5 protein-coding genes are annotated in these 15,424 nt (G+C 60.1%); 1 reads left to right on the forward strand and 4 read right to left on the reverse strand.

From position 1 onward, the window contains the following. Positions 1 to 17: 17 nt before the first annotated feature. Genes A1830_RS19725 through A1830_RS19735 form a run of 3 tightly spaced genes read right to left on the reverse strand, consistent with a single transcriptional unit; the run spans position 18 to position 12,340 of the window. Complete coding sequence (locus A1830_RS19725; protein WP_197473376.1) at positions 18 to 260, reverse strand: hypothetical protein; 243 nt, start codon at positions 258 to 260, stop codon at positions 18 to 20. Continuing rightward, positions 257 to 10,585, reverse strand: coding sequence for a hemagglutinin repeat-containing protein (locus A1830_RS22800; RefSeq protein WP_067710102.1), 10,329 nt, complete (start codon positions 10,583 to 10,585; stop codon positions 257 to 259). Before A1830_RS22800 ends, A1830_RS19725 begins: the two co-directional genes overlap by 4 nt. A gap of 48 nt (positions 10,586 to 10,633) precedes the next feature. Then, positions 10,634 to 12,340, reverse strand: a complete 1,707-nt coding sequence (locus tag A1830_RS19735; RefSeq protein WP_067710104.1) for a ShlB/FhaC/HecB family hemolysin secretion/activation protein — start codon at positions 12,338 to 12,340, stop codon at positions 10,634 to 10,636. A 655-nt stretch (positions 12,341 to 12,995) separates the two neighbouring features. Between A1830_RS19735 and A1830_RS19740 the strand changes: the two genes are divergently transcribed. After that, positions 12,996 to 13,658 carry an O-methyltransferase gene (locus A1830_RS19740; protein ID WP_067710125.1) on the forward strand — a complete coding sequence of 221 codons (663 nt, stop codon included), beginning with the start codon at positions 12,996 to 12,998 and terminating at the stop codon, positions 13,656 to 13,658. Between the two features lie 57 nt (positions 13,659 to 13,715). Here A1830_RS19740 and nac read toward each other — a convergent pair whose 3' ends face one another. Beyond that, on the reverse strand, positions 13,716 to 14,483 hold the full coding sequence (nac, locus tag A1830_RS19745) for a nitrogen assimilation transcriptional regulator NAC (RefSeq protein ID WP_067710106.1): 768 nt from the start codon (positions 14,481 to 14,483) through the stop codon (positions 13,716 to 13,718). Between the last annotated feature and the right edge of the window lie 941 nt (positions 14,484 to 15,424).

A 15,424-nucleotide genomic window follows, 5' to 3' on the forward strand; every position in this document is an offset into this window, starting at 1 on the left:
TGGTCGGGATATTAATACTAAATAAGATCAATTTCCTTTATTTTATCCAGACTTAATTTTTCTAATGGAACGTCATATATATCAGCCTGTTGCTGGATTAAAGTTATAACTCTATGAAAAGCAGATAGATAACCAGTCTGGAAGTTTTCAGTATCTGTCCCTATAGCTGCAATTTTATTAGCTTTCGCTTCCAACGCAAGCTCTTGCAAAGCCTCACATAAAGTAACAGCAAGTGCTTCATATTCATTAAATTTCATCATTTTCTACCTTTTAAAATATCTTCAGCAATAGCTTTGTACGCTTCATGTCTATTTACATCTTGCTGCCAATGATGAAGTAAATTTTCCTGATGTTTCGGACTTAAATTTTCCCAATCAGGTACATGCTCCTGCCGTTTTATAGGGTCATTCAAATAACCTTGATGCTCTGCTATTTGCTTATCATGTTTGGAGATCGCTTTTTCCAGGTTTTTGTCTGGAAGTTTGTTGTATTGATCATACTGTTTGGGATAGCGATCCTTTGCAGCATTAATCTTGTCTTGCTGGGAAGCGCTTCCGTTATTCCGCGCACCTTCCTCATCCTCTGGCCCCCAGCCGCCCGGCGTTCCAGAACCTGAACCACCCAGCTCCGCTTTCTCTGCATCCGTCAGATCTTTACCAATATTAGGCTGATTCTGCTTTTCATCGCCATCTGACGAACAGGCCCGCCCGAATGAACAGTCCGTGGCTTTATCCAGCCAGTCAGCAGCGTCATTTATCGCCCCCTGAAGCCCGGAAGCAATATTCTTGTCTGCCTCCTGCTTCACTTTATCACCGGGACCAACGGGAACGCCCGGTACAGGAACCGGAGCAGGGACAGCCAGAAGATTATTCTCAACCGCATTCTTCCCTGCCTGGCCGCCAGCCACCGCGGCCGATGTACTGTCTCCGGCTATACCGCCGGCCAGTGCTGCGGCCAGCGTGCCCAGGGCGCTTATCTTCTGCTTCTCATCTTCGGTTAGTTTATCATGTGGGACGCCCGGGTAAAGCTGCTGGGCAATATATTCTCCCGCCGCTGCACCTGCGGCGCCCGCCAGCGCTGAGTTACCCTGCGCCTGCGCCACCACCGCGCCCAGTACCGCGTGCGCTATCAGATTCGCCTCGACGTTTATCACGTCCTTGCCGTCAGGGCCCTTTGTCATCGTTTCTTTATGGATAACTTCTGCCAGATACGGTGCCGCTGCACCCGCTATCGCCGCATTCAGGTTACCGCCCGCCAGGCCCTGCACCGCCGCCGTGGCGGCCTGAATACCCTGTTGCAGGCTGCTTCCCGTGCCGAATTGAGCCGTTGCCGTTATATAGGCCTGTTTGGCTATTTCATCGGCGCTGGGACGCAGGTTGCCCTCGCTCGCCAGCTTTTCTCTCGCAGACTGGAGGGCAGACGGGTCTTTCTTCGCTTTCTCACCGGCTATCTCACCCTGCGTCCGCGCGATATCCCCAACCTGACTCCCTATCTCCCCTATCAGCTGCGCCTGCTGTAGCCGCTTCTGCTCTTTCTCTTTGTCGAAGATTTGCTTCAGGCCCGGATTGGCATTCTCCGCATCACGGCTGAGGTTTGCCACGTCCTGCTGCTGGTTCTGCCGATCGCGGATCGCTACCGTGCCGTCCGAGATCGCGGCCTTTGTGGTGCTGGAATCGTGGCCGCTGTTGTTTGCGCCGGTCAGCAGCGCGCTCGCCATATTTCCCGCCAGCATCCCGGCAACGCCGCCGCCGGTGCTGATACCCACGCTCTGGTGTTCGGCTTTAAAGTCCGCCCTGTTGTCGATATCGCTCCAGCCCAGCGTGCCGGTATCAAGTTTATTTTTATCTGCCGCAGCCGTCGACCCGATAACCGCCCCGTCCAGCTGCGTATGGTTGCCCACCGTCACGTCGAAGCCGCCCTGACCGGCAAACAGACCGGTCTGGTCCGTCACGCTGTCGTAGTTGCTGTGCAGTTTGTCACGGCTCAGGTTGACGTTGACCGAGTCGTTCAGGCCCGCGCCCATTGAGCCCAGCCCGATGCCCACCTGCCCACCGGCGCTGACGCTCTGCTGTTTGCTGTCATAGCGGTCGCTGTCCTGTTCGCTCTGCAGCGTCAGGTTGCGCCCGACGTCCGCCGTCACTTTCTCGCCGCTGACCTGCGCCCCTTTCAGCGTGGTGTCGCGGCCGCTGTTGAGCGTAACGGCCTGCCCCGCATCCAGCGTAGTGTTGGTGTGGGTCAGGCCGTTGCCCTTCTCACTGCCCCGCCCCTGGTTGATGCTGGCTGAGACGCTGACGCTGGCACCGCCGGAGCCTATGCCCAGCCCGACGCCCGCGCTGCTGCCGTGGCTTTCATTTTTCCCGTCGGTACGTTCGGTGTTCTGGGCTGACAGCAGGGTGATATCGCGCTTCGCATCCAGGCCCAGATTCTGCCCGGCTTTCAGCTGGCTGCCGGTGACCGCGATATCTCCCTGGCTGCCCGCTGCCTGGCCGGTCGCGGTGATTTGCAGATTATTCCCGGCGTTCAGGGTGCTGCCCTGTGCCTGGGTGCTCTGCGTCAGGGTTTCGCTGCGCGAGGACTGACTGCCATAGGTAAGACTGATTCCCACGGTGTCATTATTTTTATTGTCGCCCGCGCCTTTTGCGGCATCCAGCGCCACGGCCTGTGCCGCCTGAACGCCACTCAGGGCCGCTTTGGTCGCCTGCAGGGCCTGCAGGCGGCTGTCGTCGGTATCCTGGGCCTGATGCGCGGTTTGCACCGCCGTGTTGACTGCCGAACCGGCCGCGCCGGAGAGCGCCAGCGTAAAGCCGCTCTGCTTCTGTTCGGTTTTAGTCAGCGCGGTGTGGCTGTTTTCCGCCGCGGTGATCGAGACATCGCTGCCGGTGACCGTCAGATCTTTCCCGGCGATAACATCGCTGCCGTGCACCTGCACCTGGTTATTGGCGGTCAGGGTCACGCTGCCGTGGCTGCTGCCCACCGTGCTGCCTTTACTGAGCGAGCCGGTGGTATCGGTGGTCGTCTTCTGCTGCGCCTGGCCGTAAGTGAGGCCGATGCCGCCGGTGCCCATCAGGCCGGTTTTTCTCTCGTCGACGAGATGCGTTTCATCATGCGCCTCAGCGGCGGTGGTCACGGTAAGATCGCGACCCGCCGAGAGGTTAACGTCCTGCGTACCCGCGACGTTACTGCCGCTAATGGTGATATCACGTCCGGCCTGTAGCTGCACGCTGTCGCCGCTCAGCGTGGTGCTGAGCGCCTGCTGGTCGTGCGCCTCATCGTGGGTTTCCACGCTGCTGCCCGACATAAACCCTTTGCTGCTCTGCTTACTGTGTTCAGTCAGATCGCTACTGCTGCTGCCGGTGCTAAGCGCAATATCGCGCCCGGCGCTGGCGGTGAGCGCGCCACCCGCGGCCACGTCCGCCGCGCTGGCGCGGATATCCTGCCCGGCGCTGAGCTGCAGGTCGCCTGCGGTCGTGATACGGGTGCCGACGTCGGTCTGCTCAGAGAGGTGGCGATAGTTGTCGCGTCCCCAGCTATCGTTTTCACTGTGCCGGGTGGCAACGGTGCCCAGGGTCAGATCGTTCCCTGCCTGTAGCTGCGTGATACCGTTTTTCCCGGCGTTACCGATGTCGCTCCCGCTCAGAGTGATATTGTTCATCGCACTGAGCGTCAGCGCACCGTCCGGGTTCTGCACATAGATCCCGGCGGCACGATCCACCCAGCGGTCAGTACCGTCGCTGCGCAGCGTCGTCTGGCTGGTGATATCGCGCCCGGCCAGCAGCGATACGCTATCACCACCGGTAATCTGGCCGCCGAGGTTATTGATGTCCTGACGGGCGGTCAGCGCGACCTGGTTGCCGTTAATATAGCCACTGTTGGTCAGCGTTTGCGCCGTCAGCTGCGTCACCTCGCGACCCTGAATGGTGCCGCTGTTGGTAATGTCGTTCTGTGCGCTGAGCGCCACGTTATTGCCGCCCATCAGCGCGCCGTCACCGGTCAGATCGCCCTCTTTAACCTTCGCATAGACCTGCGGCACCAGCACCGTCTGCTGCGTGCCGTCCGGCAGCGTCACCGTCTGATTAACCAGCCAGACAATGTCGCTGGTCAGCAGCGCCATCTGGGCAGGCGTCAGCGCCACACCCAGTTCCAGCTGATACTGCTGACCAAAGGCCACGCCGTTATTCATCAGCGCACGGTACTGCTCTTCATCATTGTTGTAGCCGCTGATATAGCGATTACCGGTCATCTGAATAATCTGATCGCGCACCACGCGCTGTTCGTAGTAGCCATCGCCCAGCCGTTTGAGCGTCTGCCCGCTGGACGACGGCAGGGCCGTCTGCATGTAGTCGCTGCTTAGCCACTGCTTCTGGTTGGTGAAGCGCGGATCGGTCTCCACCAGATAGCGGCTGTCGCTGGCGGGCTGCAGGGCAAACAGGCTGTTGTCCGGCAGTCGGGTGTCCGGCGAAACCGCGCGGATCACCGGCGTGATGCTCTGCCCGTTGACCACCGTGGCGGGAAGCGTCAGCGAGAACTGCTGCCCGGGCGGCAGAACCAGCGGATGATCCTTGATGCTGCCCAGATTTTCCAGGGTGATTGTGCCGCTGTAGCGCAGCGCGTCGCCGGGAAGCGCCGCGTCCGTGACGTCATGAGACGCCAGCGTCACCGCCTGGGTTGCCTGCTGCCCACCCGCCGCGCCGACCGCGCTGGCCTGGGTGGTAACCGTCTGCTGTTGTCGACTGCCGGTCTGATAGCCGCTCCCCTGCGGGGCCGCGTTAGCCTGCCAGGCGAGGGTTTTCAGATCGATAGTTTCGGTGACCACCGCCGGGCGATAGTTGCTGCTGCTTTTGCCCTGCGACGTCTTGGTGCCACCGAGTTTCTTTTTCTTTTTCTTCGAATACCAGCGTACGACCTTGCCGTCATCCGTGGTGACCCGCACGCCTTTGGTCGCCTGGTTATCCAGTTCGCCTATCTGACCGCCCAGCGTCGCGCCCGCCACAATCTGGCTATCCTGGTTAGCCAGCCGGTTGGCGGTAAAGGTCATGTTGCCGCCGGAGAGGATTTTGCCCGGATCGCTCTCTTTGATCTGGGTTTCGTTGACCACGCGCTTGTAGTTGTATTCGTAGAATTCGCTGCCGCTGGTGCCGTCCGGCATGGTAGCGCTATGCACGCCATATTTGTTTTTATGGCTGGTATCGACCTTATCCCAGTCGTAGCGGGTGGTCTTACCCTTCAGAACCGCCTCATGGTGCTGGGCGTTTTCCGTCATCACCGTCTCGGTAGTAAGCTGGCGGTTGGTGTTGTTCACCTCCGCCATCGCGATGGTCGCATTGCCTCCGGCCTCGATGGTCGCCCCGTGGTTATTAAGCTGACGGCCCTGCCCTGTGGCCTGGTCGTTTTCGTCCAGCTGGCCGCCAAAGCGCATCTCCCCGGCGCTGTAGATCAGCGCGTGATCGCGGTTATTGACCGTGTCGGCGGCGATGTCGAGCCGGTCGCGAGCGGCGATCACCGCCGCTTTGCCATTCGCGCTCAGGTTATTCAGCACCGCCGCCGCAATGGCGATATGGTCGCCGTAGATGCGTCCGGTGCCGGTGTTGTTAAGTACCCCGGCGACCAAATGCGTCAGCCCGCCGTCAATCAGGCCGGTATTGTTGAGGGTATCGCCCGCGGTGATATGAGTGCTCTGCCCGCTGATTTCGCCCGTGGCCTGGTTATTGACGTTCTGCGCGGTCAGCCAGAGCGCCTGCTGCCCGGTGATAATGCCGTCGTTGGTGACAGTACCCGGCGTGGTCAGCCGCAGCGACCCGTTGGCTTTGACCTCCGCAAGATTGTGGAAGTCCTTCGCCAGCGTGATGCCAAGGTCACCCTGCGACAGCACCTGCCCGTCGCCGCTCAGCGAGGCGGCGTTGATTTGCCCCTCCCTGCCGCTGATCATTACGCCCTGGAGGTTGTTTATCGCCAGCGTCTGGCCCTGGGCGGCATCCTGTACCTTCAGGGTATCCGTCGATGAGATAAGCCCGCTAACGTTTTGCAGCGCCTGCCGCACGGTGAGCGCCAGCCTGCTGCTTGCCCGCAGCGCGCCGTGGGTATTGTCCAGCGTGTCGGCTTGCAGGGTCAGGTTCGTCGCCTCAATGCCTTTGCCATCCTGCCGGGTTTCCCGGTTGATCAGCTGCGGCGTGGTGATATCCAGCCCCTGGCCGCCGCGTATCAGCCCACCGGTATTATCAAGCTGCCTGGCAAGGGTGATCCAGCCGTTACCGACGCTCTGAAGCTGGCCGGACTGATTGTTTAGCTGGTCTGCGGTAAGCGTCAGGGTGCCCGCCGAAATCAGGCTGCCGCCCTGGTTGAGCAGCGCATTTTGCCCGGTGTTCAGCGTCAGGTCCTGGCCGCCCTGAATATGCCCCTGCTGGTTGTCCAGCAGCCCGCTGTTAATGCGGGTATTGGCCGAACCGGCAATGGTGCCGCGCTGATTGGTCAGCGTCTGACCGGCGGTGTTGATAATAATATCGCCCGCCGATTGCAGCCTGCCGTCGCTGTTATTGATCGCTTTGCCATTGAGCGTCAGGCCTGCGTTGCCTGCCACCTGCCCCTGGGCATTGTTGAGTGCATCCGCCGTCAGCGTCGCCGCGCCCTGAGCGGCGATAAATCCGCTCTGATTATTCAGCCCGGCGCTGCGCAGGGTGAGGTTTTTCATCGCGACAATGCCGCGACGATCGCCGCTGTCGGTGTTGATCAGCGCGCCTCCCTGCGTATCCAGCGTCATATCCCCTGCCGCCTGGAGCAGGCCGCCCTGATTCTGCACCTCTCCTACCGTCAGGCCGAGCTGCCCGCTGCCGCTGGCCAGCGTGCCGCCGCGGTTGTCCAGCTTACCGCCGGTAATTTGTGTGTCGCCTCTGGCGGTCAGTACGCCGTCCTGATTATCAATGTCGCCGGTACGCAGCGTCAGCGCCCCGCCGCCCGTCACGCCGCCCGTCGTGCCGCTCTCCCGATTGATCAGACTGTTACCGTGGGTGTCGAGCTGCAGATCCTGAGCGGACTGGATCCGTCCGGCACGGTTGTTCAGCGCGCCGCTGTCCAGCTGCAATGTACCCCGTGCGCCGAGCAGCCCCTGCTGATGGTCAAAGGCCTGCTGATGCGTATCAATAGTAACGTTCTGCCCAATAATCGCGCCCTTGCCGCCGTCAATCTGCCCGGTGGAGAGCCGCAGGTCACCGCCGGCGATAATGCCTGCGCTGTCGCCGCTGTCGGTATTGCTGAGCCGTGCGCCCTGGGTATCCAGCGAGAGCGCAGTGCCCGCCTGGAGCAGGCCGCGTTGATTATCCACCGCGCCGGTCACCAGGTTCAGCGCCTTATCCGATGACAGGATGCCGTCGGTGTTGGTCAACGTGCCGCCGCTGAGCTTCATATCGCCCGCTGCCGCCAGCAGGCCGCTGCTGTTATCCAGGTCGCCAGCGTTGAGAGTGAGGTCACCGCGGCTCACCACTCCACCTTTGGTGCCGCTCTGCTGGTTGTTCAGGGCGTTGCCATGGGTATCAAGGTGCAGACTCTCGCCCGACTGAATGCGCCCGGCGCGATTATTCAGCGCCCCGCTGTCCAGCCGCAGCGTACCGCGCGCGCTCAGCAGGCCATTTTGCTGATCGAAGGCCTGCTGATGGGTATCAATGACAACATTCTGCCCGAGGATTGCGCCCTGCCCACCGGCAATTTCCCCGGTCGCCAGCTGAATATCGCCCCGCGAGACAATACCGCCGTTTTCACCGCTGTCGCTGTTACGCAGCGCGGCACCCTGGGTGTCGAGCGACAGCCTGTCACCCGCCTGGAGCAGGCCGCGCTGGTTATCCACGGCCCCGGTAAGGAGCGATAGCGCGCCACTTGCAACCATCGTGCCATCGCTGTTAGTGAGTGAGCCACCCCGGGTGTCGAGCGTCAGCGCCTCGCCCGACTGCAGCAGGCCGTGCTGGTTATCGACGTCATCGGTGGTGAGCGTCAGCCCGCGATCCGATACCAGCGTGCCACCGGCGTTGTTCAGTGCGCTGCTGTTGAGCTGGACGGCATCTGCGGCGGCAAGGATCCCGCTGCGGTTATCCATATCACCCGCATCGATCGTCAGCCTGCCGCCGCTGAGGATCCCAGCCTTGCCGCTCTGGGTGTTGCTGAGCAACTGACCGTGGGTATCTATCTGTAGATCTTTACCGGACTGAATGCGGCCCGCGCGGTTATCTACCGCGCCGCCAGAAAGAGTAAGGTCCTGCTGCGCCACCAGATTACCGCTGGCGTTGGAAAAGGGGCCATCCTGAGTATCGACGGCGATCTGCCTGCCCAGCAGGGTTCCGGCACTGTTGTCCAGCCCCTGGCTGTGGGCGGTAAGTTGGGCCGCGGCCTCAATCCGGCCCTGGCCGTTGTCAATGGCCTGCCGGGTATCCAGCCGGGCGTCACCGCCAGTGGCCGAGATAAGTCCCTGCTGGTTTTCCAGTCGGGCGGCGGAGAGACGCAGGTTTTGTCCCGCCAGCAGCGATCCCTGGCTGTTGTTCAGGGCATTATCACTGGTCAGCAGCAGGTCGCCTGCGCCCGCCGCCAGCAGCGTACCGCGCTGGTTATTCAGGTTGCCGGCGGTCAGTCGCAGATTGCCGCCGCTTTCCATACGGCCATCCTGGTTGTTCACCCCGCCGGAGACGGAGAGCGCCATTTCGCCCGTCCCCCGCTGCGAAAGCAGCCCCTGCTGGTGATTGAGGCTGTCCGCCGTCAGGCTCAGCGCCTGCGCCTGGGTACGCCCCCCGGAGAGATCGAGCTGCTTACCGGTCAGGCTTAGCCCACCGGCCGACATCAGAGTTCCCTGACTGCCGTTAAGCTGGTCTGCGTTGAGCGTCAGCGCGCCGTCCCCGGCCAGCTGAACGGTGCCCTGCTGGTTATCCAGTCGCTGTGTATTCAGACTGAGGACGTGGCCGTTTCCGGCAATCAGCCCGCTGCGGTTTTCAATGCTGTCAGCCTGCAGGTAGGTGTCGCCCTGGTTAACAATCGTTCCCTGATTGTTGCTCAGCGTTCCGGTAGTAAGGGTTAGCGCCTCGCCGTTTTGCTGGCGCAGCAGGCCGCCGTTATTACTGATGTTTTTCGCTGCGATATTCAGGCGACCCGCCGAAATCTGCCCGCCATCGTTGGTAAGCTGCGTGGCCGCCTGCGCGCTAAGCGCCGTGCCGGTGACCGTTGCGCCTGCGGTAGTGATATCGCCCTGAGTGGAGGTTAGCGCGACCCGCTCCGCCGAGGTCTGGCTTCCGGCCAGATCGACCCGGCCTCCGCTGGCTGCGATACGATCGCGCGCCAGATTTTTGCCCTGCGCTTTAAGCTCGCCCTGGCTGGTCAGTACCAGCTCGCCGGGCTGGGTCAGCGTGCCGCTGTCGTCCACGCCCGCCGCCAGCGTTCCGGCGGCGGAGCTGTCGATGCGGTTGCCGGTCAGGGTGGCGTTACCCCCGGCGCTGACGACGCCGCTGTTGCTCAGGGTGCCACCGGAGGAGAGCGTCAGGTTCTGCTTAGAGAGCAGTTTTCCGCTGTTATTCTGATCGCCCTGGCTGGCAATTTGCAGGGCATCCTGGCTCTGGATCGTGCCGCTGTTTTCCAGCTGGCCATCCACGGTCAGGCGCAGTTCGCCCGCCCCCGCGCCCAGCTCACCCGCATTGCGCACGCCCACGCCTTTTTCGGTGCCGGTCAGGGTGATTTTATTGGCGTACATCCCGCCCAGGGCCGCCACGTCCAGCGCAAAAGCGGGACGCGTAGCGTCATCACCGGGATTGACGGCAGTGACGCTGCCGTCGGTAGCGACTTTGTTGCGCCCGGTAACCACCTTCAGCTCGCTGGCATGCAGCCTGGCGTTAACCGTTACCGACCGGGCGATAATCTGGGTGTAATCGGCATCGCTGCCGTTCAGGCCTTTGCCTTCGATATTGATCCGGCCACCGGTGACATCAAACCCCTTCAGCTGGCCGTTTTCCATAATGGCCTGGCCGGTCGTGAGGGTATTGCGGCTGGCGTTAATAAAGCCGCAGCCGTTGCAGGTGATGCCGGAGGGGTTGGCGATAATCACCTCCGCGCGCTTGCCGGCCACCTCGATAAAGCCGTTCAGCTGGCTGGGATTGCGGCTGTTAACCTCGTTGAGAATAACGCTGGCTTCATGCTTAGCAAGCCAGGGGTTAGCCGCCACCATCCCCCCCAGCTGGGTCTGGGTATTTTGATGGCTGTTGTTGAGGATCGCCCCCCGCGCATCGACATCAAGCTGGCTGTACTGGTTGCGTGAGACGCCGTTAGCATCGGGCGTCTGGATATTGATCTGCGGCAGTCCGTTGGCCGTTGACATTACCGTTGGCTGACGACTGCCGGGTGCGGAGCCGTCCGCGACAATGTCCGCCTGCACAGGCAGGCTGACCATGCCAGCCGCCAGCCACAGCGCATAGCAAACCGGGCTGATTCGCACCCGCACTTCTGGCCGCGCAGCGCGCTGGCGGCGACGGGCAACGCGGCTGTAGCCGCTGCGGGCAATATCGGGCACCACCATTAGCATGCCGCGAACTTTATTAAAAATAATGCGATAGCAAAGTTTGTTCATAATGCGCTCGGTCCATCGTTAGCAAAACAGGTCGGGATGCGGGGTTGGTCAGTAATTCCAGTTCAGGCTAAAGCCAAAGGTAACCGGATCGGTTTTGAACCCATCGGGCTTAGAGAGGGGGATCCCGGCAAAGAGGTCGTAGCTGACGCTGGCAGGTACGATGCTGCCGCGCAGGCCGGTCACGGCCCCCGCGAGGTGGTTTCCACGCAGGCCGCCCTGCGTGGTGCTGTTGCCTCCCACTTCGCCATAGTCCGCCCCCAGGTAGAGCTCCTGCGCGGGGATCGGCGTGCGCCAGGCCAGCGTGTTTTGCACCGTCCAGCCCCGGCTGGCGCTGAGGGTGCGTTCGCCGTCAAAACCACGCACCGTCCAGCGGTTGCCAATAGCAAACTCATCCTGCGGCGTCAGCGGGGTGTTACTCATCTGGCGGCGATACTGGGTGCTGAAGCTGAAATTCTGTTTACCGAGGGCAAAGGGAGCGGTCAGTGCCGCATTCCAGCTGAGGATTTTCGACAGCGATGTTGCATAGGTGGCGTCCTGATAAGACTCTTCCCACGCCGGAAGTGCGCCAAACCAGCGCGTGCCCCGCTGATAGCTCACGCCCGCATCCAGGGTGGCCGGACCGATATAGTGCCGGTGCGCCAGCCCCAGCCGCCAGGCGCTGGTGCGGCGCTGCTGGCTGGTTATCTCCGTATCGTTCACAAAGTTGCGCGACTCTTTGACCAGTACGTCGTAAGTGGCGGTGGTTTTAGAGGTGGCATTGCGGTGCAGCACCCGGCTGACCTGAACGTCCAGCGAGCGGCTTTTCCCGGCATAGAGGAAATCCCGGCTGTATCCGGCCACCGTCTGGTGATAATCGTAGTCGTTGGCGGTCAGCCCCAGCTGCCAGTAGCCAATCGGCACCGAGTAGTGCCCGGCAACGCTTTTGCTGCTTTTGCGGCCCGCAAATCCCAGATCGCGGCTGGCGGTGAGATAGAACAGGTCGCTTAGCGAAGTGGGGTTATCCAGCGCCAGCATCACCCCGCTCTGATAGCGGCCGGTGCTTTCGGTGCCGGAGTCATCCAGCCACGCGCCGACGCGCCAGAAGCGCGGCTGGGTGCGCTCAATGACGATATCGCTTTCGCCCGGTTTATCACCCGGACGTAGCGCCATCCGCGCCTGAACGCCGGGCAGGCGCTGCATATTCTCCAGTCCCTGTTCGATATCACGCAGATCCAGCAGCGCGCCTGCATGTGCAGGCATGGTCGGGTAGAGGCTGACCCAGGAGGAGGATTCAGGCGTGAGCATCACCCTGCGCACCCTGCCAGGCACGATCAGCAGCTTCAGTTCGCCCTGACGCAGATCCTGCTGGGGGGCCAGCACCCGCGTGGTGACCCAGCCGTGATTTATCAGCCGGTTTTGCAGCGTACTCATCAGCAGGTTGATGCCCTGAACGCCCAGACAGTGGCCGACCGCCTGGTTTGCAAGTCGCGGTAAGGGAACCCAGTGCGGCAGCGCGTCCCGTCCTTCAAGGGTAACCTGATGAATAACAAAGCAGGGCTTTTCGTCGGGAAAGGCCAGATGCGAGGGAGCAGGCACCGGTTCAGACAAGCGCACGTCTGGCGCCTGCGGCATCAGGGTCTCATTACGCGCTTTTTGCTGTTCCTGCTGATGCTGGATCTGCTCGTCGCCCGACGCGGCGCTGACGGCGCTGGAGATCGCTGCAATCAGGATGGCGACACCCCGTGCAGACAGGCGGCTGATTTTGTTTCCCTGCATGACACTTCCCGGCTGTGAAAAAATGTAAACAAATGTGTATTGCGTGCTTTTATGCGCACATTATGCACCGGGACAGGAAAACTTCAAGAAGAAAAATGAAGAAAAACTGACGATTCCTTTACATTTGAGAGCCACGAAAAAAATTTAATTATAAAAAAAACCTTATTATTACTGGCCTGAATGGGATCTTTCCTGGCGAGTTAACAAGGCATACCGGGAGTTAAAATCCTCATCCCCCGTTGCGTATCTGACTTAGCGCTGCCAACAAATTCTTTTCATTCCACTGGATACGTCATATTTTGTCCTGGGCCTTAGGAATTTACCCAGAGCGCGCTCGCCAGCGTATTTATTTTATTCAGGTCCAGAGGTGGCTGTTTTTATATTCCCGCTTAAATTTCCATTAAGTCAGAAGGAAGCTTTATGCAATTGCGTAGTCGGACAATAGAACAGCGTCAAGCTTGAAACATCAAATAGGGTAATCAACCTGGGCCTTGCGGTTTTTTTGCACTTCCCTCCGACCTTTTTACCCGGGAGGGCAAAAAAGGGTTTCGTGGCGGGAAAATATGCTTTTGTGCAGCGTCTCGCGGTCCCCTTAATGGGCGACTGGTATGATCCGGCAGACTTTTTTTCACCTGCCCGCAAAGAGGACGTAGCGATGAGCCAGATTAGCTGGACCGATGTGGATAATTTTTTTGTGGATACCCTGATTGAACAGGATGAGGCGCTGCTGGCCGCGCTGGAAAACAATAAAGCGGCGGGGTTACCCGCCATTGATGTGACGCCAAACCTGGGGAAGATGCTGCATATTTTTGCCCGGATGATCGGTGCCAGGCGCATCCTTGAAATTGGTACGCTGGGTGGCTACAGCACCCTGTGGCTGGCGCGCGCCCTGCCCGCCGACGGCCTGGTGGTGACGCTGGAGTACGAGCCGCGTCATGCGGAGATCGCCAGACAAAATATCCTCCGGGCCGGGCTGGAGGATCGGGTGGAGATTCGCATCGGTGCCGCGCTGGAAAGTCTGCCTGCGCTTGCCGCGATCGCGCCTTTCGATCTGATTTTTATTGATGCCGATAAAAAAAATAATCCGCACTATCTGGAGTGGGCAATAAAGCTTTCGCGTAAGGGGACGGTGATTATCGGTGACAACGTGGTGCGTAGCGGAAGAATTGCCGACCCGGCCGCAGACGATGAGCATTTGCAGGGGCTGCGTCACTTTTTGCAGCTGCAGGCGCAGGACGACCGCCTGACGGTTACGGCGCTACAGACGGTCGGCGCCAAGGGATGGGACGGATTTTCCATTGCGCTGGTTGAGAAGTAATCTCCAGGCGGATGTATCACTGGCGTCAGGCGCGCAGCCGCGCGCCTGAACGGGAAATTAGCTCACCAGCATCAGTTCGCGGTCTTCAATCATCGGTTTATTGAGTAGCGACAGCAGGATATTTTTCACCGCCTGGGCCGATGGCGAGAGGGGATGGCGGGCAGAGACATTCAGCGACAGCGGCAGATTGAGGGTTGGGCTGGTGATGCGCGACATCCACGCATTGGTTGAACTGACCAGCGCGCGCGCGGCGGATTCCGGCAGCACGGTGACGCCCATTCCGCTGGAGACGGNTTGCCCCGGACAGGTTGTCGCCCCCACCAGATAAAGTTCTTCTTTCATCAGCGGCATGCTGGTTATCCCGGCCGTTGGCGCACGGTCGTAGAGTACCGCCATGTCAAGCTGGCCATTCATCACTTTTTCGTTTAGTGAAGCCCCGCTGTTTTCATGCAGATAGACCAGCACCTCGGGGAATTGCTCGCGCACGCTTTGTAGCAGAGGCATGGTCAGCGATGAGGCTGCCGTTCCCGGTGCCAGGCCAATCGAGACCTGCCCGGTGAGCATCTGCCCGGCATTGATCACCGCCGCCTGAGCCTGTTCGCACTGGCGCAGGATGGTGCAGGCGTGGGAGTAAAGGATTTTCCCGGCTTCCGTGGGCGTCACGCCGCGCTTGGTGCGGATGAGGAGCTGCTGGTCCAGTTCGCCCTCCAGCGTGGCGACCTGCTGACTGAGCGCGGGCTGCGCAATGTGCAGGACTTCAGCCGCCTGGGTCAGGCTGCCGATATCGACGATTTTTACGAAGTATTTGAGTCGTCTTAAGTTCATGTTGCCTCCGTCACGGATCCCCGAATGCCAGAGTCACTGGCGAGAAATATAAGTTTTCACTCTGGTGCGAGGGGGTGTTGCAAGCGTCATGCCAGAATGGTCTTAGTCTTTGTCCCCTGTGATGGACGTTGGCTAAGAGGCGGTTAAATAAGAGAATCTGATTACCCCTTTAGGGTTAATCAATTTTATTTATAGCGTGCCAGCAGCAGCGTTGCTTACTGACGCACTGCAATGGTGCGGAATATGCTGTATCAGTGTGCATGTAACCGTTTCCAATGTAGCCTTCGTCACGGGGTTGGGGCATTGTGGCCGTTATCGGTTGGCTGCCCTTTATTTTCTGGTGGGTTGTATGGGCTGCGATATCTGCTGTGGGGTTGGATAATCCCTGCGGGTGCCGGGCTGCGATATCTGACGAGCCGGTGGATAATCCCTGCGGTTGCCGGTGAGTTGTCCGGGCTGCAACATCTGCTGTGTCGGTGGATAATCCCTGCGGATGACGGGCGTCGCAGCTACAGGCTTTGCCTGGTGCCTTTGGCTCCGACTCCAGGCCAAACGGCCCGGTCGCGAGCGGGCATCCCTGCCCGCCGCTCCCTGAGTGCAGCATCCCTGCTGCACTCGCCTGGCCTTCCGTCTGCGCCGCAGCGCTGCGGATTACCCGTCACCCGCAGGGATTATCCACCTCTCAGGCTTCTGGGCCGCTTTGAGTAAAGCCGTTTATCTGTCCGCGGGCTGCTGAGCTGCTCCGGTAAAACCGTTTATCTGTCCGCAGGTTTCTGAGCCTATCCCCGTTAAGGTTTGCTCTCGCGCAGGATTCAGCTCACTTTTCGATTTAGTTTTTGGTGCCGCTATTTAGGTCAATTATCTGCACCACGAAAAAACCAGTCACAATAAACTGTGCACTCTCAGTCTTCTGATTTTCTTCATATCCCAACTATTTTGGT

The sequence above is a fragment of the Erwinia sp. ErVv1 genome, assembly GCF_900068895.1.
Taxonomy (GTDB): domain Bacteria; phylum Pseudomonadota; class Gammaproteobacteria; order Enterobacterales; family Enterobacteriaceae; genus Erwinia.